This is a genomic window from Bacteroidales bacterium (genome assembly GCA_035647615.1).
In the GTDB taxonomy this organism is placed as follows: Bacteria; Bacteroidota; Bacteroidia; order Bacteroidales; family 4484-276; genus SABY01.
In genome coordinates, this window is sequence record DASRND010000009.1 from 1 (window position 1) to 23047 (window position 23047).

16 protein-coding genes are annotated in these 23047 nt (G+C 45.6%); 9 read left to right on the forward strand and 7 right to left on the reverse strand.

Annotated elements, in window-relative coordinates:
* From VFC92_04110 to VFC92_04120, 3 genes are all read left to right on the forward strand, one after another.
* Window positions 1-1170, forward strand: a 1170-nt coding sequence (locus VFC92_04110) for a hypothetical protein (GenBank protein ID HZK07362.1), incomplete at its 5' end; no start/stop codon positions are given.
* Between the two features lie 135 nt (window positions 1171-1305).
* Window positions 1306-2793, forward strand: a complete 1488-nt coding sequence (locus tag VFC92_04115) for a T9SS type A sorting domain-containing protein (protein HZK07363.1) — start codon at window positions 1306-1308, stop codon at window positions 2791-2793.
* A gap of 6 nt (window positions 2794-2799) precedes the next feature.
* Entirely contained in the window at window positions 2800-4287 is a 1488-nt protein-coding gene (locus VFC92_04120; protein HZK07364.1) for a T9SS type A sorting domain-containing protein, read from the forward strand.
* A gap of 71 nt (window positions 4288-4358) precedes the next feature.
* On the opposite strand, the gene VFC92_04125 is transcribed toward VFC92_04120, so the two are convergent.
* The 4 genes from VFC92_04125 to VFC92_04140 all read right to left on the reverse strand — a co-directional run bounded on the left by VFC92_04125 (window position 4359) and on the right by VFC92_04140 (window position 8931).
* Window positions 4359-6587, reverse strand: a complete 2229-nt coding sequence (locus VFC92_04125) for a tetratricopeptide repeat protein (GenBank protein ID HZK07365.1) — start codon at window positions 6585-6587, stop codon at window positions 4359-4361.
* A 42-nt stretch (window positions 6588-6629) separates the two neighbouring features.
* Window positions 6630-7202 carry a Rieske (2Fe-2S) protein gene (locus tag VFC92_04130; protein HZK07366.1) on the reverse strand — a complete coding sequence of 191 codons (573 nt, stop codon included), beginning with the start codon at window positions 7200-7202 and terminating at the stop codon, window positions 6630-6632.
* A complete protein-coding gene (locus tag VFC92_04135) occupies window positions 7180-7542 on the reverse strand; it encodes a four helix bundle protein (GenBank protein ID HZK07367.1) in 363 nt (120 codons plus the stop codon). Before VFC92_04135 ends, VFC92_04130 begins: the two co-directional genes overlap by 23 nt.
* 72 nt (window positions 7543-7614) lie before the next feature.
* Window positions 7615-8931 carry a cytochrome b N-terminal domain-containing protein gene (locus VFC92_04140; protein ID HZK07368.1) on the reverse strand — a complete coding sequence of 439 codons (1317 nt, stop codon included), beginning with the start codon at window positions 8929-8931 and terminating at the stop codon, window positions 7615-7617.
* A 343-nt stretch (window positions 8932-9274) separates the two neighbouring features.
* Here VFC92_04140 and VFC92_04145 point away from each other — a divergent pair, with 343 nt between their 5' ends.
* The 3 genes from VFC92_04145 to VFC92_04155 all read left to right on the forward strand — a co-directional run bounded on the left by VFC92_04145 (window position 9275) and on the right by VFC92_04155 (window position 12918).
* Entirely contained in the window at window positions 9275-9805 is a 531-nt protein-coding gene (locus tag VFC92_04145; protein HZK07369.1) for a sigma-70 family RNA polymerase sigma factor, read from the forward strand.
* Window positions 9802-11220, forward strand: coding sequence for a hypothetical protein (locus VFC92_04150; GenBank protein HZK07370.1), 1419 nt, complete (start codon window positions 9802-9804; stop codon window positions 11218-11220). Before VFC92_04145 ends, VFC92_04150 begins: the two co-directional genes overlap by 4 nt.
* Before the next feature lie 309 nt (window positions 11221-11529).
* Window positions 11530-12918: a TIGR03790 family protein gene (locus tag VFC92_04155; protein HZK07371.1), complete on the forward strand. Its 1389-nt coding sequence runs from the start codon at window positions 11530-11532 to the stop codon at window positions 12916-12918.
* A gap of 131 nt (window positions 12919-13049) precedes the next feature.
* Here VFC92_04155 and VFC92_04160 read toward each other — a convergent pair whose 3' ends face one another.
* A complete protein-coding gene (locus tag VFC92_04160) occupies window positions 13050-13664 on the reverse strand; it encodes a deoxynucleoside kinase (GenBank protein HZK07372.1) in 615 nt (204 codons plus the stop codon).
* A 109-nt stretch (window positions 13665-13773) separates the two neighbouring features.
* A complete protein-coding gene (locus VFC92_04165; GenBank protein HZK07373.1) occupies window positions 13774-15288 on the reverse strand; it encodes a GH3 auxin-responsive promoter family protein in 1515 nt (504 codons plus the stop codon).
* Window positions 15289-15933: 645 nt separating this feature from the next.
* Between VFC92_04165 and ispE the strand changes: the two genes are divergently transcribed.
* The 3 genes from ispE (at window position 15934) to VFC92_04180 (ending at window position 20359) form a co-directional block, all read left to right on the forward strand.
* Entirely contained in the window at window positions 15934-16773 is an 840-nt protein-coding gene (ispE, locus tag VFC92_04170) for a 4-(cytidine 5'-diphospho)-2-C-methyl-D-erythritol kinase (protein HZK07374.1), read from the forward strand.
* 635 nt (window positions 16774-17408) lie between these two features.
* Entirely contained in the window at window positions 17409-18227 is an 819-nt protein-coding gene (locus VFC92_04175) for a hypothetical protein (protein HZK07375.1), read from the forward strand.
* A 5-nt stretch (window positions 18228-18232) separates the two neighbouring features.
* Window positions 18233-20359, forward strand: coding sequence for a helix-hairpin-helix domain-containing protein (locus VFC92_04180; GenBank protein ID HZK07376.1), 2127 nt, complete (start codon window positions 18233-18235; stop codon window positions 20357-20359).
* A gap of 245 nt (window positions 20360-20604) precedes the next feature.
* On the opposite strand, the gene VFC92_04185 is transcribed toward VFC92_04180, so the two are convergent.
* Complete coding sequence (locus VFC92_04185; GenBank protein ID HZK07377.1) at window positions 20605-23028, reverse strand: prolyl oligopeptidase family serine peptidase; 2424 nt, start codon at window positions 23026-23028, stop codon at window positions 20605-20607.
* Between the last annotated feature and the right edge of the window lie 19 nt (window positions 23029-23047).

Below are 23047 nucleotides of genomic sequence, written 5' to 3' on the forward strand. Positions count from 1 at the left end.
AATATGTACCAATCAGACAATGATAAATACTACATTTATGTAAATCCTTATGGCAATATCAATAATAAATGGGATAATCGAATTAAGCAAATATTGTTTATTAGATCTGTTGGGAATAGAGTTGTAAAAGTAATAGGGAAAGCAGAAATTAAGCAACAAATAAGCCTTAATGTAATCAGAAAAGTAGGTTCAGGAATAGATGATTCCCAAAGAAAATATATAGATGATAACAAGGTTACCTACGGTAATATCAAAATCTATGAATTAGGTTCTTGGTCTAATCATTTTGTAACATTTGAGGCGGAAGGAATTTATAAAGCTAAAACTGATATTTATCTAACTATCAATGATAATCAATATTATTCATCTAATAGTTCATTTGTTTTAAAAAACATTAGAGCTATAAACAATCAGTCTCAAAAACTATACATAGATCCTAACAACGAAAATTATAAAACAATAGAGGAGGATATTATTCAAAACGCTGAGTTTTGGGAAAAAAATACTGTGGGCAAAGTAAACCTTTCAGAAAATAATAAAAACACTGAAAGTTTTCTATCAATAATTAGAAAAGAAAATGATGAATTAGTTAATTCAAATTTATTAGCACATTTCCTTGAAAACGACAAAAGCTTTTGGTCTGATTTTGTTGAGAATGTCTTAGAAATAGGAGATGAAAATATAATTAACAGCACTCCCAAAATTACTAGAGAATCAATCGGTAATATTGATTTATTCATAGAAGTTGGAGATTGTGCAATAGTAATTGAGAACAAAATAAAATCAAGGATAAGTTGTCAAAGAAACAGCGATTATTCTCAGTTAGAAAAATATGTAGAAAAAGCTGAAGAACATTTTACTGACCAAAAAAGTAATATCTCCTTGCCCTCAAATCGAACATTACATTTTTATCTACTGAGACCAGACTATAATAATGAAGATTATGATGTTTTCGATAAAAGGAAAATGTATACAGAAATTAAATATTCAAAAATTTACGAGGTTATTAAAAATCGAAAGTCTGATTTTCATTTTGATGAATTTAAAAGAGTTGTAAAAAAGCATTCGGCTGAATACGATAACGAATTATTTGAATTAATGAATGAAAGATTTATTGAACAGATAAAAAACAAACAATTACAAATGCCAGCCGATAACAACAAATCATGACTCACAGCCGGTTAAGCGTTCATCTGGAAGTAGCAAGACTTTCCATTGGTTCTTAAAATATTTTAAGATGTGTGGTCATTACTGAAAATGATAGTATTACTTTTGCTTCATTGTTTAATCAAAAAAATAAAATGCATGAAACGAACCATTACATTAGCACTAAGCCTTTTTGTTTGCTTATTCAGTTTTGCACAGAACACAATTTTTTCGACAGGATTTGAAGGCCCTGGCTTTGATGCGGGCTGGACTACCGGAATGACAACAAACATAAATCAAGCTCCGTATGATTACCCGGCAGGATTAGACCCATGGGACATGTGGGATTTAACACAGGAACCGCTATATGTACACGCTGGGTATTCTGCTGCTTACATTGGGGCAACACTCAACCTCGAAAACAAATATGACTGGTTGATGTCGCCACAATTTTTAGTGCCAACCAATGCCAGAACAAGCGTTAATTACTGGATGTGGTATCATTCATCAACCCCATCAAATTGGACCTGGTTGTATATTATGGTTTATGATGTAGCGGAAGATACGTGGGAGATGGGTGAATTGATATTGCATGAAATGAATGCACCTTTTCATTATATCGAAGAATATGCTTTTGATTTAACCCCGTGGATAGGAAAAGACGTTAAAGTTGCCTTTGCAAAAAGAGGAACCTACCAATTTGCTATGGATGATATTAGTTTTACTTTCATCGACGATGGGAATGATTTGGGAGTCGGTGCCATTCTTTCCCCTGACAATCAATATGGCTGTACCCTATCTGCAAATGAAGAAATCAAAATAAGAATTGAAAATACCGGGACATTGGACGTTAGTACTTTTGACCTAACCTACATTATAAACAGTGCTATTCTTGTTACTGAAACTGTAAATGAAGAAATTAAAGCTGGAGAAACATTGGAGTATACTTTTATCGAAAAAGCCGATTTGTCAGTATTTGGAGACTACACGATTGATGTTGAAGTGATCGTTGAGGATGATCAAGATCCTGGTAATAATTTACGCACTACCCATGTTAAATCCAAAGATGCAGAAATAACAGTTGTGCTGCTTACCGATTTTTATGAAAATGAAACTTCATGGGAAATTGTAGATGAAAACAATACGATAATTGCAACAAATGGAGCGCTCCAAAAAACAAGTTTACATACGGATCATGTTTGCGTTATGTCCACAGGTTGTTACACATTTACAATTTACGACGGTTACGGCGATGGCATTAGCTTTGGCCCCACTCCCGGATATCTCAACGTTTATTACAATGGAGAATTGGTAGGTGGTTTTAGTCAGGACGAATCAAATTTCGGTGTTGAATTTAAAATCGATTCAATAGGCAATGGTTGTAGCGGTGTAAATATAAATTCTCCCTTTCGCGAAATAGTAAAGGCCTATCCAAATCCTGTAAGCGGCACTTTGTTCTTAGAAAACTTAGAGGAAGTGACCTCCGTTAAAATAATTGATATGCTTGGCAGGGAACATACGCTGCAAGCTGAAATCACTGGAAATAGAGTTTCCGTCGATTTTTCAAAGTTTGAAAACGGGCTATATTTGGTTAAAATAAATTCGAAAGATACCGAATACGATTCCTTCTTAATACAAAAAAGATAAAATAACATGAAACGAACCATTACATTAGCATTAAGCCTTTTTGTTTGCTTATTTAGTTTTTCACAGAACACAATTTTTTCCTCAGGATTTGAAGGCCCTGGTTTTGATGCCGGCTGGACTACCGGAATGACCACAAGCATTAACGAAACGCCGTATGATTACCCTGGCGGTATGGATCCATTGGAAATGTGGGGTCTGTCGATGCAACCTAACTATGTACATTCAGGGAATTCTGCTGCCTGGATTGGAGGAACATTTAACCTGGAAGACAAATATGACTGGTTGATGTCGCCACAATTTTCGGTGCCCACTAATGCTACTACAAATGTTAATTACTGGATGTGGTATAATTCATCAACTCCCTCCTATTGGACCTGGCTGTACATTATGGTCTATGATGTAGCGGAAGATACGTGGGAAATTGGTGAATTGATATTGTATGAAGAGAGTGTGGTTTTGCATTATACCGAAGAATACGCTTTTGATTTAACCGCCTGGGAAGGGAAAGAGATTAAAGTTGCCTTTGTAAAAAGAGGAACTTATCAGTTTGCTATGGATGATATCAGTTGCATTTCGGTTGACGATGGAAATGATTTGGCAATGATCGCCATTCTTGCCCCAGACAATCAATATGGCTGTACCCTAACTGCAAATGAAGAAATCAAAATAACACTCGAAAACACAGGGACATTGGACGTTAGTACTTTTGATGTGCAATATGTTATAAACAGTTCTATTCTTGTTACCGAAACCGTAAATGAAGAAATCAAAGTTGGAGAAACATTGGATTATACTTTTATTGAAAAAGCCGATTTGTCAGTATTTGGAGACTACACCATTGATGTGGAGGTAATCGTTGAGGATGATCAGGATCCTGGTAATAATTTACGCACTACCCATGTTAAATCCACAGATGCAGAAATAACAATCGAGCTATTCACCGATTACTATCAGTCCGAAACTTCATGGAGTATTGTTGATGAAAACAATACGATAATTGCAACAAATGAAGAGCTTCAGAGAGCTACTTTACACACCAGTAATATTTGTGTTATGTCCACAGCTTGTTACACATTTACAATCTACGACGCCTATGGTGACGGCATCAGCGATGGGAACCCTGCCGGTTATCTCAACGTTTATTACAATGGAGAATGGGTAGGTGGTTTTAGCCAGGACGAAGCAAATTTTGGTTATGAATTTAAAATCGATTCGATAGGCGATGGATGTGGTGGTGTAAATATAAATTCCCCCTTTCGGGAAATAGTTAAGGCTTATCCAAATCCTGTAAGCGGCACTTTGTTCTTAGAAAATTTAGAGGAAGTGACCTCCGTTAAAATAATTGATATGCTGGGCAGAGAGCATACGCTGCAAGTTGATGGCACCGAAAATAGAGTTTCCGTCGATTTTTCAAAGTTTGAAATTGGGCTGTATTTGGTTAAAATTATTTCGAAAGATACCGATTACAAAACCTTCTTAATCCGAAAAGAATAACTGTTTTCAACAAGGAGGGGAGCGATTAGATTACGCTCCCCTTTTTTTATCGGTGTAAAACCCGGGCGCTTTCACTTTTTCGGCCTTCCCGTCCTGGCATAAAACTCTGCAAGTGCGTAGATATAATCCTGGTTGTTGGGTTCCAGTTCAGTAGCTTTTAATAAGCGGCTTTCGTTTTTATCATCATCACCAAGATATTGATAGATTAATCCCAGGTTATAAAAAATACGCGACCTTTCGGGCATAAGCTCTCCGGCCTGCTCCAAAATTATTGTGGCATCTTTATATTTTTGCATTTCAGCCAAAAGCAATCCTAAGGAATAGTAGAGGCTGCCGTCTGCGGGGTTGATAGCAATTGCCTCCCTGAAAAGTTTTTCGGCCGCTTCGTTTTTGCCTTGCCGGTTATAAATCATGGCCAGGTTTACTTTGGCAGGATAAAAAACTTTGTCGATAGCAATGGCTGCGAGGTAATTCTTCTCGGCTTTATCGATGTGCCCTGTATTGGAATAGAAATTACCAAGATTATGCCGGCTCGTGGCAAAATCGGCAGTATAGCGCATGGCGGCTTCATATTCCTTTAATCCTTCATTAAATCCTTTTATAAAAGTAGAATCAACTTGTTCCTTAGGCAAAATGCTAAGTTGGCTGGCGGCTTCAACCCTCACAGCCTTAATTGGGTCGTTAAGAAGTGGCACCATGGTTTCCTTTAATTCATCGTAAGAAGCAGGTTGGTATGCCCTGATGACATAAGTCCTGATCAATGGATCAGGATCGTTGCGTAAAAACCTGATGGTTTTGAAACAGCGCTCATCAGCAAAGTTAGCCAGCAGTGATGCTGCCGTTGCCCGCACTATTGGCGGGTATTGGTCGTCAGATGCTGTTGATATTTCGATGAGTCTTGTAATAGCAGAATTGTCGCCATCTTCGGCAGCAGCAAAGGTTTCGCCGTAATGGGCTTTCCTGCTTTTGCCATACCATTCGGTGATGTATTTTTCCGACCATGCGGCAGTTTCATCAGCGTGGCAACTGTTGCAGGCATTGGGCACTCCCAGGCTAATGGTCAGGTCGGGACGGGGAATGCGGAAGCTGTGGTCGCGGCGGTAATCCACGCCCATATAATATCCGCCATCCAAATGGCAATTGATACACAAAGCGCCCTCGCCCTCTTTGTAAACCATTTTCCGATGGTTGCCCTGCTGTAACTCAGGGTTATCTTTAATTTTATGAAAATGATGCTGGTAAGTATCATAAGATTCAGCACGGTGGCATTGCAGGCAAAGGCCGTTTCTGGTTTTTACCAGGGCAAGGCTGTGGGCATCGTGGCAGTCGTTGCACTTTATGTCGTTGGTAAACATTTTGCTCTGGACAAATGATCCATACACATAGTCTTCCTCCAGGATTTGTCCGTCGGAATAATACATGGGTTCGTTCACCAATTGCGGAATATAATGATCGAGCAAATGGCTGCCGAAGTGATCGAAATCGCTTAAAGCTGAGCGGCGCACATGGCAGCGGGCACACAGATCGACATATTCTTTGGTTGGAAGATCACGTGTCGAAACCACCAATCCGGTATTGACATCTTCCGGCCGCGACATTTCGGGCAGTGCCGCCCAGTCGAGATGGGCATAGCCGGGGCCGTGGCAGGCTTCGCAATGCACATTAATATCCGACCAGGTGGTATTGAAAGTAAGTGCTTCGGGATCAAAATTCTTCTGCAAGTGTGTCGAGTGGCATTCGGCGCACATGCCGTTCCAGTTCTGTCCCTGGTTGGTCCAGTAAAGCCAGTCGTCGGGCAGTATTTCTTCACCGGCATACACGGCCTCGGTCATGTTGTACCATTCATTTTTATCCGAGTCCCAGGTAAGATTCAGGGTTTGGTATTTCCCGTTTTCGAAAGGGATGAGGTATTGCTGTAAAGGCCACCAGCCAAAAGTATAATCTACCTGGAAATCGCCGAAAAGGCCACCCGGCCCACGGGTATGCACAAAGAACTTCCCGTCCTTTTTGAAAAACCTGCTGCTATCAGTTCCCGAAACAAACAGGGCATCATCGAAGTCGCCCAGAACCGTTGAATCATTCGCCACTTTCATTGCTAAATCGTGGTGCGAATTTACCCAGAGGTCGTATTCAATCTTGTGGCACTCCATGCAATTTTCGCCACCCACAAAGTAGGGCCGCGATGATACAATCTTATCGTTACCCGAAAAATAATGGAACTTGATCCATTGCGCCGGAAAGATCAGGATGATGACCACTGCTGCCAAAAGGCCGATGAATTTCCAGGTGTTGTTTTGCATTTTTAAATCTATAAATAACTAATTTCCATCACACCATTCTCTCTAAGCGTAAGTTTCCTGCGATTTTTCAAATTCCTTTCTTTTCATCGGCTTGCTGGTATCCACTTTCACTACGCCCTGATCGATGATTATCGGGAAATAATCCAGCGCCCTGGGTGCGGGCGGATTGATGACGTTTCCGTTCATGGCAAATTCGGATGCATGACAAGGGCAAATGAACCTGTTTTTGCTTTCGTCCCACGAAACCGAACAGCCCAGGTGAGAGCACTTTAGCGACAAAGCAAGCAGCCCTCCATCGTTGAGCCGAACCAGATAAAACTGCCCGCTTCTCACAGGTGTAACAGAATTATTTGGAATGTTCTTTAAATCGCCCACCGTTCTTAGTTGGGAGATGTTTTTTACATCGGCTTTTTTAGTTGGCGATAAAAACGAAAAAGTCATCCACAAAAATTCAAGACTAACGATAGCGCCCAGCGCCGGCCAGAGGTTTTTCACAAAGGCCCGACGAGAACGGGTTCCGGGTTCCGGGTTTCGCGTTTCGCGTTGCGGGGTTCGGGTTGTTGGCTCCGAAACTCCGTCACTTAAATTAATCCTATTTCCAGTTGTTCTCGACATATTGGATAAATTTGTTAATCATCCTACCAAGTTTATCATAGTCTTCCAAAAGTTTTGTTAGCGGCTTGTCTTGATAATAAAGATCGCTTATCATTTCAATTTGTGATATTGCCTCATCGCATGAAGCATGGGCAAAGACCAAATACCTGACAAACTCCGCTTTATATCTTCTTCGGCCAAAGCCTTCAGCAATCGTATCTTTTATTCCTTTTGATGACCTTCTCACTTGGCTCCCCTGCTCGTACATTTCGTGCTTTGGCAACTCCATTGTCATTTTATGAACTTGCAAAGCCAAATCATACGAAAGTGTGTAAATTTCAAGATCTTTATATGAATTCATAAACTTCAATTATTTTCTCAAACCCGCAACTCGCATCCCGCAACCTGCAACCCGCATCCCGCAACCCGCATCTCAAAACGCCAAATGCATCCCCGCTCCCCTTAAAAATGTCCCGAAAAACATCAGCATCAAATAGGCCACGGTAAACAAAACAAAGAGTGCTAAAACCAAATCTATTTTCTTATTGCTGAATTTCTTTTTAATAAAAAACATAAATAACCAGGTCATCCCCACTAAAAATAAAAAGGGTGCCAAACCCACGCTGATAATGGGAGGAACACTGGTAAATAATCCTTCCAGATGCAAAACGTATTCATCCAGCACGATCAAAGCCGGCGTTATCACAATGGCTGTTATTGCCGACCAAAGGATAATTCTGTTGTAGGATTCCCTTGTAAAATCCACCTTACCCTCGCTGCCTGAATATTTCAAAAATGGAATGGCTACAAGACCCGCCAACAGTATGGAAGGAATAATGACTACGGCAAAGAATGGGTGAAAATGCAGGATCAATTCCTGAATGCCCTGAAAATACCAGGGAGCCTTTGCCGGATTGGGGCTGAAGGCCGGATTGGCCTTTTCCTGCAAAGGGGCGTCGATGAGTGTGCTGAATAAAAACACAAATGCCAATAAAGCCAGGGCAACCACCGCTTCGCGCTTGATGAGATGCGGGTTGGTTTCGACGCGCACGACCTCAGAAGAAGAGATATTTCGCGGCAGGATTACACCCCCAGCTTTCCTTACTTTCCAAAAATGTATGAGCATTAAAACAACAAGAAGCGCCGGAAAAACTCCTGTGTGAAAGGTGTAGAAATTGAGCAGTGTTGCGGCTCCTACTTCAGCGCCACCTCTGATAAGTTCCTTAATCCACTGACCTGCCCAGGGCACATAATCCAACATATTTGTGCTTATCGTGATGGCCCAATAGGAGAGCTGATCCCAGGGCAACAAATATCCTGTAAAGTTGATAAACACAACGCTCAAAAGCAAAGCGACACCAATTACCCAGTTCCAGTGGCGTGGCGCGGTGAAGGCACCCGACAGAAAAACCCTGACCAAATGCAGGAAGGTGATGACGATTAAAAACATTCCGCTCCAGTGGTGGATGTTCCTTACAAACTTTCCAAACAGAAGCCCTTCCTGAATGCGCTGGATTGAATCGTAGGCAGCTTGCGGGCTTGCCTCATAATGAAAGCGCAGCAGGATTCCGGTAAAAAGCTGTAACAAAATCAGCGTGGTAGCCATACCGCCCAGACCGCACGTATGTGTAAACCGAAGATTTGCTTCCGGCATTTGATAGGGATGAAGGTGCAAAAGGAAGTTTCTTCCTTTTGCGGACTTCGGTGGACGCGCATCGAGCTGATCAATATTTAGTTTTTCAACATTCATTTTCAAGCCCAAAAATAGTTGTATTTATGATTTTGTTTGATTTATCATATAATTTGGATTAAAAATGAATAGGGATAAATCAATTCCTCTCAAATGGGAATTGTGTTTTAATTTCAGAAAAAATATTTTACGATGAAATGACCGATAAAAAACACTCAAAAAGTTACAACAAAACTCAAAATCACTTCGCCTCCATTCCGCATTTTAGTATTCTCACAGGATGCGCTGCGCCGTGTTTTAGTGCCAGCGTATCTTCAGTTTTCTATTGCTGCCGTAATATTTTCCTACACACCAGGTGCAACCTTTTGCGATCAAAAGGCCTCCTTATTAAAAATCAATGTTGGTGGATCAGAAAACGAAGTCAGAAAAGATAATAGAGGGGTGCAGACAGAACAACCGCAAAGCACAAAAAGCTCTTTACGAATTGTATTGCGATGCTATGTATACAACTACCTACCGGATTTTGAACCACCGCGACGATGCGCACGATGTTCTGCAGGAAGCGTTCATTGAAGTGTTTAAACATATCAAAAGTTTCAGAGGCGATTCCACTATCGGAGCCTGGATAAAAACCATTGTGGTGCGCAAAGCACTGGCAAAAATTCGACAGACGAAACTAACTGATCGGTTGGATGAAAATGGCTACAACGTTCCGGTTGAATTTCCGGAAGACCTCTCCGGGGAATATCTCGAACAAATTATTCTTTCGCTGCCCGAAGGCTACCGCACGGTATTTTTACTGATAGAAGTGGAAGGATACAGCCACCGCGAGACGGGCGAATTGTTGGGAATTTCGGAGGGCGGATCGAAATCGCAGCTCTCGAGAGCAAAAAAATTATTACGCATCAAAATTGAAAAAATCAACGCCGTATGAAACAGGCAGCACCACTTAACCGTAAGCTTTCCGACCGCTTGCCGCAGCACAAACCCGACAGGGATGTGTGGGCAGGCATCGAAGGTGCTTTGCCCGGAGGTGCTGCCGGGGGCTTGCATGGTAAACTTCCGGTGCACCGACCCAATGCGGGTCTGTGGACAAAAATCAGCCAAAGCCTGCCGCACTCCTGGTATGCGACGTACCGCAATTATTTACGAGCTTTGGCGGTAATTCTTTTGCTGCTGCCGGGCTGGTACTTCAACCTTGACCTTCGCCGCGACCATCAAGAAATCAATTTAACAAAACCATCAGCGTTAGAATTGGCTATTGAAAATAAGGAGTCGCAGCAATCTGCACCGGAGCTGTCGGATGGCCTGCGAGCGCAGGAGGAATCTTTAAATTCTCAGATCATTAACGAAAGTGAAAACAATAAGCTGGCGGAGCTTCAACAAGAAAAACCGCTTAGCGCGATAAAACCCGCCCTGCCCCCGGAAACCGAAAATCTCCAATCAGGCACCAGCCAGCTATCAAATCCAACTCTGCAAAACACCACTTTTGATAACCCGAAAGAAAAAACAGACCAAATAGCTTTGTCCGTTTTGCCTGCAAAGCAGACCGGCCTGCCGGCAAAATACAGCAATATCAAAAGCCCAAAAATCCGAAAACAAAACGGATTCGGTTTTAACAATCCTCACAGCAAGCTACTTTTCGAAGCAGGTATTTATGTGCAGCCTACGCTTATTCAAAATATCTCAACCGTCAACGATGACCGGAACTACAGCACTGCCGTCGGAATTTCGGTGGCTATGCACATCGACAATTTTATTCTGGAATCGGGTGTGAGCTACCGCGAGTTGGCTTTTGACGACAAGATTGCCTGGGATTATTATCATTTTGAATTTGTGGGTACACTCATCAACACCGAACATTACGAGCTTGAGAATTACATCAGCGAACAGGGCGACAGCCTCGTGCGGCGGGTTTATCAGATCGAGCTGGTGGATGTGTATGATTCGCTGTATGTAGAAGAAGAGAACAGCGACCGGATAAAACTCTCGGCCATCAATGTGCCGCTAACGTTGGGATACCGCCTGCGCGACAATGGCAACTTTTATTTCGATTTGAAAACCGGTCTGGACATGATGATCGTAACAGGAAAAGTGGTGCCCGGCAAACCCGGTAGTCCCGACGACATCAAATACCTCGAAACCCAAAACAACCTGATGGAGAAGTACAATGTGAAATGGAAATATCACCTGGCACTGGGCGTCGGATACAGAGTAGGACGATCGCTTGCTGTGCATGCCGAGCCTTCGCTGTGGTGGTATCCCGAAGGAATCCGCAACAACAGCGACCACAGCACCAAAAATCCATTCGAGGCAGGAGTGAAATTAGGATTAAGGTGGACTTTTTAAAACAACCAAGCTCTGATATAATATTTTATAGTCAGTTGATAACTAACCCCGGGCTTTAGCCCGGGGGTAAAAGGCAAAAAAGTTTCAGTGGGCTTTAGCCCAAATAAAATGAATATAATAATGAGTTCATGGAAAGATACTGATGCAAAAGAATTACGGGCTAAAGCCCGCAGGTTTCTTACAGGGCTATCTGACCCCGCCCTGAAGGGCAGGGTTATTGAGATCCTGGAGATGAGCTACACACAATAAATATTATCAAAGTCAAGAACAATCAATACCATTTTTAATAACCAAAAAACTTTGTAAAACATGAAACGTCAAATTCTCATTACTTTAACATTTGTGCTGTTTGCAATTTTTGCTTTCGCACAAACCACTACCTACGACGATGTAGGGGTGATCGTGAACGACAACAGCCCGGCATCGCTTGCCATCGGGCAATATTTTATGCAGGCGCGCAACATACCGCCGCAAAACATGATTCACATCCAAACCATCACCGATGAAGAAATCGATACCACCGAATTTCGCAACATCCAGTATCAGATCAAGAATTACATCCTGCAAAATCAGCTTCAGGATCAATTGCATTATCTCGTCACCACCAAGGGCGTTCCTTTTGATATTGCGGTGGATAGTTGCAGTATTCTCCCCCCACAATCATGGAAATATTGCTCTACCGTTGAATCGGAGTTAACGTTGCTTTTCAGCGCAGACAGCACACGCATTATACAACAAGGGCACGTTCAAAATCCCTGGTATAAAAGCACTGCACACATCGAAGATTCTGATACAGACTTGTTGCTGGTTTCGCGGCTCGACGGCAATACGCTTGCTGATGTGTATGCGCTGATCGATCGCAGTGGACCCGGGTCGTACGTGAACAAAGAATTGGGTCAGCTTGTTTTCGACATCAGTTATCCCCGCGACAGCATAACAGCCTCTCTTTTTATTAACATGATGCAACCAGCCATCGACACGCTTACCAATCGGGGTTGGAATGCCTTTTTGCATAGCGATTCTTTGGTGCCATCGGAGCTGAACCATGTGATTAGCTACATAGGATTTATCCACAAACTTGTGCAGGAGCCGCTTAACTTTTCCTGGGAAAAAGGATCGTTTGCCGAATTGATCGTTCCTGTGCCGGATTTTACTTTTTATGACAGCCTCAATTATAGTGATGCTCTGCAATTATCAACGATGATCGGCGAAGGATGTACCGGAGGTGCTACCTATGTCCACGCAACTTTTGCAAGCCTGATAACGAACTACGCGGTTTTCTTCGATCGCTACACGCTGCAACAGGAGCATCCATACAATCTGGCCGAGAGCTATTATATGGCCACTAAAACACTTTCGTGGATGAACCTTCTGGTGGGCGATCCCAAAACTACCATCACCACGCAGGGAGGCAGCTCAGTAGAAAGCCCGGCTGCATCTGCCACATTCCGTCTCTATCCTAATCCGGCAAACGGCTTTGTAAACATTGGCATTAATAATCCCGCAACAACCGAGATTTCAGTTTTAATCCTGGATCAGATGGGTCGGGTATGCCAGCGCCACGAAACGCCGCTCACGGCGGGGCGAAATGATGTGAAAATCGACATCAGCCAACTGGATGCCGGTTTGTATATTTTGCAAATCGAAGATCAAAAAAACCATACCCGACACGTACAAAAACTAATGGTAGGGAGATAAAAGCCGGATAATAAATGGAATGGCTATTCGCATCGGAGTGAGGGTGGTTGAGCTGGCTTCGACAAGCTCAGCCAACGTGTCGAGGCCTGGTGGCTGAGCCTGCCGAAGCCAGCCTGTCGAAGCCGTCGAAACTAAAACAGCCCGTGCAGCTCCGCGTTGATTTTGTCGATGATTACGCCCAGGTCTTCGGGCTTCTCGGCAAAGTTGATGTTGTCCACATTTACGATCAGCTTTTTGCCGGCGGTGTAGCTATCTATCCATTGCTCGTATCGTTCGTTGAGGCTTTTCAGATAATCGAGCCGGATCGACTCTTCGTAGTCGCGGCCACGTTTCTGAATCTGGCGCACCAGCGTGGGCACGGTGGCACGCAGATAAATCAGCAGATCGGGAGGCTGAATAAAACTCGCCATCAAATCGAACAATGACCTGTAATTGTCGAAGTCGCGTGTGGACATCAGGTTCATCTCGTGCAGGTTGGGCGCAAAGATGTGGGCGTCTTCGTAAATGGTGCGATCCTGAATAACTTTCTCACCGCTTTCGCGGATTTTGATAATCTGCCGGAAACGGTTATTCAAAAAATAGATCTGCAGGTTGAACGACCAGCGCATCATGTCGTCGTAGAAGCTGTGCAGGTAGGGGTTGTTGTCGACTGACTCAAAATGGGGCTCCCACTGAAAATGTTTGGCAAGCAGTGCGGTGAGGGTGGTTTTCCCTGAACCAATATTTCCGGCTATGGCAATGTGCATCGTTGATCAGAATTTATTGTTTTGTATCAATCCGCTAAAGTATAAAACAAAATTTGGCCTCCACCCGAAAAAGCCCTTTTTGTCGATAACTTTATCTCTGCTGTGGCTGTCAGTCGATCATCTTCAGAATCTCATCCACATATTCGCGGTCGTTCGACAGGCGCGGCACTTTGTGCTGTCCGCCGAGTTTCTCGCGTTTTTTCAGCCAGTTGTAAAAAGTTTGTTCGGGCACCGATTTTATCACCGGCGGCTGTAGCACCATATCTTTGTATCGTTTGGCCTCATAGTCAGAATTCTGGGCTTTGAGCTCCTCGTCGAAGTCGTGTCCAAAAGCTTCCAGATCGTCGGGCGCTTTGCCAAACTCTATCAGCCATTGGTGGGCTGCTTTTTTATCACCATCAAAATAAATGGGTGCTGCCGTGAATTCTGAAATGCTGGCTCCATGTTTCTCGCTGGCCGCCGTGAGCGCCTTCTCGGCATTTTCTATTATCAGCTCCTCGCCAAATGCATTGATGAAGCTCCGCGTACGCCCTGTAATCTGAATCCTGTATGGGCTGATGCTGGTAAACTTCACTGTGTCGCCAATCATATAGCGCCACAAGCCGCCATTGGTGCTTATCACTATTGCGTAATTCTTACCCAGCTCTACCTGATCCAGCAGCACGGTGCGGGGGTTTTCTTCTTCTATATTTTCTAGAGGGATAAATTCGTAATAGATGCCGTAGTCGAGCATCAGCAGCATGTCGCGGTGGTCGGTACGATCCTGGATTCCAAAAAATCCTTCGCTGGCATTGTAGGTCTCCATGTAGCTCATCTTGTCGGAGCGGATCAGTTGTCTGAACTGCGACCGATAAGGATCGAAATTGACGCCGCCATGAAAAAACACCTCCAGGTTGGGCCACACCTCCGCCAGGTTGTCTTTGCCCGACAGCTCCAGGATGCGCTTTATCAGCACCAGCGTCCACGATGGCACGCCCGAAATACTCGTCACGTCGTGCTCCAGCGTAACATTCGCCATTTTTTCTATCTTGCTCTCCCACTCATCCATCAGCGATATCGAACGGCTCGGCGTCTTCTTGACCTGTGCCCATATTGGCAGGTTCTGCATCAGTATCGCCGAAAGGTCGCCCGTATAATACGACGCATTGCTCACCTCACTGATGCTACCGCTACCACCCATCGCCAACCCTTTGCCACTAAAAATCGTCGATTCGGGATGATTGTTATAAAAAATCGACAGCATATCTTTGCCTGCCTTGTAATGGCACTCCTCCAGCGCCTCGTTGCTCACCGGAATAAATTTACTCTTGTCGTTGGTAGTGCCCGAGCTCTTGGCAAACCATTTCACCTCGGTATTCCAAAGCAGATTTTGCTCACCCTTCCGCAGTCGCTCTATGTAGGGTTTTAGCTTGTTGTAATCGCTTATCGGCACCCGATCCCGGAACTCCTCCGGGCTTTTAATATCCTCATAGCCATACTTCTCGCCCCATTCCGTCTCGGCGCCGGCAGTCATCAGGTTGCGAAACAGCTCCAGCTGCACCTCATGCGGATACTTCATAAAAAGCTCTATCTGATGGATGCGCTTCTTGATGATCCATGAAAAAAACGAATTGATGATGGGCATTTTTTGTCGGATAATATTATTTGAAAAGGTGGCAAATTTACAAATAAACCCTCTTCTTATTTAAAAACATCGTCATTACTCTTGATTGGATTTGGGAGGCCGGGCAGGCTTTCCGCTCTATCCTGCTTGCAGCGGGTGTATTTTGCTGCGGCGTGCGGGGGCTTCCTTCGTCAGCCGCCACCGCAGCGCAAAATATCACCCGCCGCTGCGCAGGGATGCCGCTCCAATCCCTGCCTCAAAAGCCCGCAACTCATGGCAATAGAAGGGATGAAACAGTTCTCAGCCAACAGTCGGCAGACAGTGTCTTTCATTTCAACATTCGATATTCTAAGGTTCGATATTCATTGCCAGGGGTTGCATCCCCTGCGGGGCTGCGAACCCCGACGTTCAGCTTAGGCGGTGGTTGAGCGTAGTCGAAACCTGCCTAAGCTGCATCTATTTCCGCAGGCTTAGCTGCTTCTTTGGTTTCAATTTTCAATAGATAAAAACAGGCAAAGCCTTTAAGAATAAAAAGAACGAGGCTCAGTCTCGTCCTAACGTCGGGGCCACGCTCTATGCGCCATGCTCTTCGCGCCATGCGCCTCGCACCTCGCGCCCCGCGCTTTCGCCAATTCCATTACTTTTGTCCAAATAAATTTCAAAGGAATGATCGTCTTCCCACACGCCAAAATTAATCTGGGGCTTTACGTCACCGAACGCCGCGCCGACGGCTATCACAACATACAATCGTTGCTGCTACCCGTTCCACTCCACGATGTGCTGGAGCTCATTCCGTCGCCCAATGGTGGCACACGTTTCACTCATTCCGGCTTATTCATCGGCGGCTCGCCCGATCAAAACCTGGTGATGCGCGCCTGGCGACTGCTGCAGCAGCACCACACCCTGCCGCCCGTTCATATCCATCTGCACAAAGTCATCCCTTCCGGCGCCGGACTCGGTGGTGGCTCCTCCGATGCTGCCTTCCTTATCCGCTTGGCCAACAAGGAATTCCAACTTGACCTCACCGTCAGCTCCATGCAACAATATGCCTCCACCCTCGGCATGGACTGTCCCTTTTTTATCCGCAGCCATCCGGCACTGGCCACTGAACGCGGCGACCATCTCACCGAAACGGATTTCGATCTCATCGGCAAAACCATCCTCATCGTTAAGCCCGGCTGCCACATCAGCACCCGCCAGGCTTATGCAGCCATCACGCCTGCCCCGCCACCATTACCAATCAACGAAGCCATTCGCCAACCCATCAGCCAGTGGATGCAAACCATCCACAACGATTTTGAACCTATGGCCATCAGCCAATGCCCCGAAATTTCCAATATTAAAACCCGCCTCCTCAACGCCGGCGCCAACTACGCCGCCATGACCGGCAGCGGCTCGGCGGTATTTGCAATATTCACAGAGCCGCCCCTGCAACTCACAGAAAGAAACTTCCCCAAGGCATTTTTTTGGAAAGCAAAGATGGCAGAGATTAGAAATGAGCGGTGAGTGGTAAGGGAAACGCAGCGGGCATGGACAGCATTCAAGGCGTGACTGAGGCCGGAAATGAACTACGGATTTTGAAATGTTGAATACGGATTTCTGGCAAACGGAATCAAATTAACCCCAAAAGGCGATGTCAATATCGTTTTCACCAGGGTTGTCATTACCACCCTGCAGAATGAAAGGATGTCGCCCCGTTGGGGCTTTTTGGAACGGATTTTCCATAGACCCGGGGCTATGCCCCGGGCTAATGATAACGCCCCTTTGGGGCTTAAAGCAATAGATTCGACAACTTTAAAAGTCACGCCGTGAATAACGCCAGACCAGAAAAGCAGCCAGCAGCCGATAAAAGTTAATTGATGTATTATATTGCCATTGAGATTGACGAAGAAGCTTCAACTAAAAATTACACTGAGCTAACGATGGCGCCCCTTTGGGGCTTAAAGCAATAGATTCGACAGCTTTAAAAGTCACGCCGTGAATAACGCCAGACCAAAGAATAAAAGCTTGAAGAGAATACTGCGGAATTAGACAGCATTCACGGCGTGACTGCTTCTAGAAATTAAATTAAAATAAAAACCTCATTTTAAAATAGCGCGTTGTGAAATTTTTCTACTTTTAGGCCACAAATTATTCCCGTCATGTACAAGCATAAATTTTTGTTGCTGTTGTGCATCTTTTTCATGACAGAAGTTATGGCTGCCGGCGAGAACGTGCCGGAGGGAGCGCGCTCATCAGCTATGGGCGGTGCCTCGGTAGCATTAGCCGATTTTTGGTCGTTGCAAAATAACCAGGCGGGGATGGCCTGGCAAGAAAATCTCACCGCAGGAGCCTATTACGAAAACCGTTTTTTGGTAAAAGAGCTTAGCCTGAAATCTGCCGGCGCAGTTCTGCCTGTGCGTTATGGCGTATTCGGACTCAAGGTTTCGCATTTCGGATACGAACAATTCAACGAAAGTAAATTTGGGCTGGCTTATGCCCGCAAGCTGTCGGAGCGATTTGCCGTCGGTGTGCAGCTCGATTACCTGCATACTGCCATCGGCGGCGACTATGGCTCGCATGGTGCGCTCACCTTCGAGGTGGGGCTGCTGGCGCGCATCGATGATCACCTGAGCCTGGGAGCACACATTTATAATCCAATCAGAGCACAAATGGCCGATTATGCCGACGAACGCATTGCCGCCGCATTCCGGCTGGGAGCTGCTTATGCCTTCGACGAAAATCTAACTCTTACCGCCGAAGCGGAAAAGCAAAGCGATTTTGATGTTAATCTCAAATTTGGAATCGAATACCGGCTGATACCGCAGCTCTGTGTGCGTGGCGGCATTGCCACCGACCCTGCTCTTTATTCCTTTGGCTTTGGGGTGCTGCTGGGAAATCTTCAAATCGACATCTCTTCATCCATCCATCAGGTGCTGGGCTATTCGCCACAGGTAGGGCTGATTTATCATTTTAAATAATCATTTTGCGAAAGCTAAAAATACATAGCACGGGTAGCTTCAACTTCCGGTTTTGGCTTTTGGTGGTGATAATGGCCAGCCAAACCATGCAACCGGCAAAGGCGCAGCAACCGCCGGGTACACTTAAAGGCCGCGAAGAACTTATCAGCATGATCGAACAAATGGCCGAACGCAACGAAACCGAGCTCGACTACAGCGACCTGCTCGATCAGCTTTATCTTTTGCAGCAAAATCCCATTAATATCAACTATGCCAGCTATGATGAGCTGAAGCAACTGTTTTTCCTTACCGACATTCAGGCGCATCAAATCGTCAGCTACCGCTTGCGATATGGCTTGCTGGTAAGTCTTTATGAGTTGCAGGCCATCGAAGGTTTTGACGGCGACCTTATCGCGCTGATGGAACCTTTTGTAACAGTTTCCGCTGAAAAACCACGACCGGATATACGCCCGTCAACGATTTTGAAATATGGCCGGCACGATATTTTTTTGCGGTATGCCCGCACGTTGGAAGAGCAGGAAGGTTACCGCCCGATGAGCGACTCGGCAAAGCTGGCAAAACCCAACAGCTATTATGCCGGCAGCCCCGACAGGCTTTATGCCCGTTATGGTTTTAACTATCAAAATCGGATACGTGCCGGCATTACCGCTGAGAAAGATGCCGGAGAAGAATTTTTTAAACGGTCGCAGCCCAATGGTTTCGACTTTTATTCGGCTTTTGCGTACGCCGCCGATCTGGGTGTGATAGAGCAACTTGCCGTGGGCGACTATCACCTGGAGTTTGGCCAGGGGCTGACGCTGTGGAGCGGACTGGCATTCGGAAAATCGTCGGATGCCACCTCGGTGGTAAAAAACCAGCGCCGTATCCGGCCCAACACTTCTGCCAACGAAAACCTTTTTATGCGGGGAGCGGCGGTGACCACACGCATCAAAAACCTGCGCTTTACGGGTTTTTATTCCAGCAAAAAAATCGACGCCAACATCGGCGACGTGGATACGCTGAGCCAGGAGATACAGTTTGTGACTTCGCTGCAGCAAACCGGCTATCACCGAACACAGTCAGAGCTTGCTAACCGCCACGCCATTCGGGAAACACTATTTGGCGGACGCGCCGAATGGAGCCCCAAAACCCTGCGCATCGGCGCCACCATCTACAAAACACAACTCGACAAGCCGCTGCAGAAAACCAATCAACTCTATCAGAAATTTTATTTCTCCGGAAAAGAAAACCTCAACTACGGCTTCGATTACAACCTGGTGATCGACCGTTTTCAGTTTTTTGGAGAAGTGTCCGGAAGTGAAAATGGTGGCAGCGCTTTTCTCGCCGGCCTGCAGGCAGCACTTCATGCGCAGGTGGCGCTCTCATTGTTTTATCGGGATTATGGCGTTAAATATCAAAACCTTTACAGCAATGCCATCGGCGAAAGCAGCAACAACCAAAACGAACGCGGCCTCTATGCCGGCGTGCGCGCTGACCTCACACGGCGGTGGAGCTTTTCGGGCTATGCCGACTTTTTCAGCTTCCCGTGGCTGCGCTACCGCGTAAATTTCCCGTCGCATGGCGCTGAATACCTAGCGCAGCTCGACTTCAGAATGTCGCGGGAAGTGGAGATGTATTTCAGATATCGCAACGACCACAAACAATATAATGCCGGTGGCGAAAACCCGCTGCGCACCACCGACGACATTGCCCGGCAAAATTTCCGTTTTAATATTGCCTACACGGTCCTTCCTGGTCTAACGCTGAAAAGCCGTCTCGAATACATGCTTTACAACAACACTGCCGGCAACCGCTCCGATGGTTTTCTGATCTATCAGGATGTTCTCTTTCGCCCCGAAGGAAAGCCTTACGACATCAGCCTGCGCTACGCCCTCTTCGACACCGACAACTACGACACGCGCATTTATGCTTACGAAAACGACGTGCTCTATGCTTTTTCCATCCCATCTTATTATTATAAAGGAAGTCGTTTTTATCTATTAATAAAATACGAGATCACCGACCACATCGACGTTTGGCTGCGGCTGGCACAAACCGCCTGGAACAACCGGGATTCAGTGGGAACAGGATTGGACGAATCGCAGGGAAACACGCGCACGGAGATAAAAGCACAGGTAAGGGTGAAGTTTTAATCTTTATTCGTCCTGACGTTTCGATGTCCTGCGGACGCTCGAAAGTTTCGCGCTTTCCCCGACCTTAAAGCGTCCGAAAAATCTTCACATCAAAATGGAACTCTCCCCGTTTTTGACGTTTCGTGGTTCTGCGGACGATCGAAAGTCTCGCGCTTTCCCCGACCTTGAAGCATCCGAAGGACCTTCAAGCGTCAAAAATGAAGAGCTAGTGACCCTGTCGAACTACTGTTAGTGAGCCTGTCGAACTACTCCATCTCTCTATTTTTCACATATTTCTCCAGCCACTGATCTTGCTCCCACAGCAGGTGGAGGATGCTTTCTTTGGCGCGGTAGCCGTGACTTTCTTTGGGCAGGATAACCAAGCGGGCAGGCGCGCCCAGGCCTTTAAGCGCGTTAAAGTAGCGTTCGCTTTGCAGGGGATAGGTTCCCGAGTTGTTGTCGGCCTCGCCATGGATAAGCAGGAGCGGCGTTTTCATTTTGTCGGCGTGCATAAATGGTGACATGGTGTAATACACCTCGGGTGCTTCCCAGTAGTTGCGTTCCTCGCTCTGGAAACCAAAGGGCGTAAGCGTGCGATTGTATGCGCCACTACGCGCTATACCTGCGGCAAACAAGTCGGAGTACGATAAGAGGTTGGCAACCATAAAGGCTCCATAAGAATGTCCGCCCACGGCCACGCGATTGGGATCTATGTAGCCCAGCTCATCCACTGCATCAATGGCAGCTTTGGCATTGGCCACCAGTTGATCTCTGAAACTATCGTTGGGTTCTTCGTCGCCTTCGCCCACAATCGGGAAGGCGGCATCATCGAGTACCACGTATCCGCGCGTGAGCCAATAAATGGCCGATCCATAATAGGGATAGGTAAACTCGTTAGGGTTTTGGGTGTTTTGCCCGGCACTATTTTTATCTTTAAACTCCTGGGGATAAGCCCAGAGTATCATAGGTAGTTTTTCTTTTTTATCCATATCATAGCCTACCGGTAAATACAACGTTCCCGAAAGTTCCAGACCATCATCGCGCTGGTAAGTGATTACTTCTTTGTGTGCATCCTGCAAACTTTTAAAGGGATTTTTAAAGGAAGTAATTGCCGTAAGGCTATTCTTTTTTGTATTAATATCCCTGAAATAATAGTTGGGATACGCGCTGGCCGACTCGATGCGCACGAGTATTTTACCCTCTTTCATGTCGATGGCTTTGATCAGCCGCTCCAGCTTGTCGGTGTAGGAGGATTGATACAAGCGTTTGGTGTCCAGATTTTTAAAATTCATCTCATCGATAAATGGGAACTGTCCCTCCTCGGAATAGCCGTCGCCCATTAGATAAGCCTTATTGTTGTGGATGGTAAGCACTTCCTCGTTGTATTCGTTTTCGTGCGTTACAAAACGTCCCGGGTCGCTGTACCGATCCTGATAGTTACGATCGAAAACAATGCGGGGAGCTTTAGTGGCATCTGAGGGGTCGAACAAATACGTTTTAGTGTTGCGATCGTTCCACCAGTAATCGTAAGCGAGCGCAATATCATCCTTTCCCCATTGGATATACGAAAAGCGATTGATGGTTTTGATGAGCGATTGTGGCTCTCCGGTAAAAGGTGCCGGAAACTGAAATACTTCATCACGAAAGTCCACTTCAATTTCAGGGTCGCCTTCGTCCAGGGCTTCTGCCCATACCAGCGTTGCAGGTTTATCGGCACGCCAGCTCATATCGCGTCTTCCGGTTTTTGCGGACATAAAACCCTGGGGCAGCACCTCGAGCAGCGGGTCATCAATCATCGTTAACACAAATTTACCATCGGCATCATATATATTGGTTTTGGCAGGAAAGCGATAGTAAGGCACCAAGTACGAAAAAGGCTTGTGTGTGCTAAGCACCATAGCATAGTTTCCATCGGGCGAAAACGAAATGTTGCGATACATGGCCGCCGGCAGCCAGGGGCTTTGCTCGCCATCCAGATTTACTTTTATTATTTCGGAGCGTGCCAGTTGCTCAAAATTAAACACATCGTTGGCATCCTGCAGCAAATCCTGATAGGTACGATTTTGCGCCTTTTCGCCTTCGCTCACCGAAACGGTAGGTCCCGTGGGTACAGCTTCTTCGGTGTCGATCAATTCCTTCCGATCATCGGGCAACATAGTTACCAGCAGTGCCTGGTTATCGGTGAACCACACCAGGGGATTTCCCATATTGGCGTTTAGGTTATCATCGGTAAGACGGCTTGCTTTGGCCGCGGCCATATCAAGCAACCACAGCTCCACGCCTTCGGAAGTAGTATTGGTAAAAGCCATCATCTGTTGATTTGGCGACCAGCGGAAGTTAGTATATCTGCCATTTTCGGGGAGGCCTGCTACCTGGCGGGCAACATCATCGCTTACTTTTTTAACTTTGATATTGTTGGAATAATTGGTGCGGCTGCCGATGGAGGTTTTGGGATTGATACGCAAACCACCAAGGCGCATCTCTTTTTCTGACAGCTCGGCAATCGACTTATAGGCATCGCGATAAAGCAAAACCACGTTTTCGCCATTTTTATCGATGATCACCGATGGCGAAAGCGGTGCATCCACCAGTTCGAGAATGGCTTCCGGGGGTTTTTGATAATCCAGGTTTTCCTGGCTGAACAAGCCAATGCTAAGAAAAAGCGCAAGGAATAAAGGCAAATTTTTCATAATCTATAATTTTTTGAAA

Excerpts from the sequence above, each read along its gene's own strand:
- VFC92_04115 (HZK07363.1), top strand. The coding sequence starts at position 1,306 with ATGAAACGAACCATTACATTAGCACTAAGCCTTTTTGTTTGCTTATTC.
- VFC92_04120 (HZK07364.1), top strand. The coding sequence starts at position 2,800 with ATGAAACGAACCATTACATTAGCATTAAGCCTTTTTGTTTGCTTATTT.
- VFC92_04125 (HZK07365.1), bottom strand. The coding sequence starts at position 6,587 with ATGCAAAACAACACCTGGAAATTCATCGGCCTTTTGGCAGCAGTGGTC.
- VFC92_04130 (HZK07366.1), bottom strand. The coding sequence starts at position 7,202 with ATGTCGAGAACAACTGGAAATAGGATTAATTTAAGTGACGGAGTTTCG.
- VFC92_04135 (HZK07367.1), bottom strand. The coding sequence starts at position 7,542 with ATGAATTCATATAAAGATCTTGAAATTTACACACTTTCGTATGATTTG.
- VFC92_04140 (HZK07368.1), bottom strand. The coding sequence starts at position 8,931 with ATGAATGTTGAAAAACTAAATATTGATCAGCTCGATGCGCGTCCACCG.
- VFC92_04150 (HZK07370.1), top strand. The coding sequence starts at position 9,802 with ATGAAACAGGCAGCACCACTTAACCGTAAGCTTTCCGACCGCTTGCCG.
- VFC92_04155 (HZK07371.1), top strand. The coding sequence starts at position 11,530 with ATGAAACGTCAAATTCTCATTACTTTAACATTTGTGCTGTTTGCAATT.
- VFC92_04160 (HZK07372.1), bottom strand. The coding sequence starts at position 13,664 with ATGCACATTGCCATAGCCGGAAATATTGGTTCAGGGAAAACCACCCTC.
- VFC92_04165 (HZK07373.1), bottom strand. The coding sequence starts at position 15,288 with ATGCCCATCATCAATTCGTTTTTTTCATGGATCATCAAGAAGCGCATC.
- ispE (HZK07374.1), top strand. The coding sequence starts at position 15,934 with ATGATCGTCTTCCCACACGCCAAAATTAATCTGGGGCTTTACGTCACC.
- VFC92_04175 (HZK07375.1), top strand. The coding sequence starts at position 17,409 with ATGTACAAGCATAAATTTTTGTTGCTGTTGTGCATCTTTTTCATGACA.
- VFC92_04185 (HZK07377.1), bottom strand. The coding sequence starts at position 23,028 with ATGAAAAATTTGCCTTTATTCCTTGCGCTTTTTCTTAGCATTGGCTTG.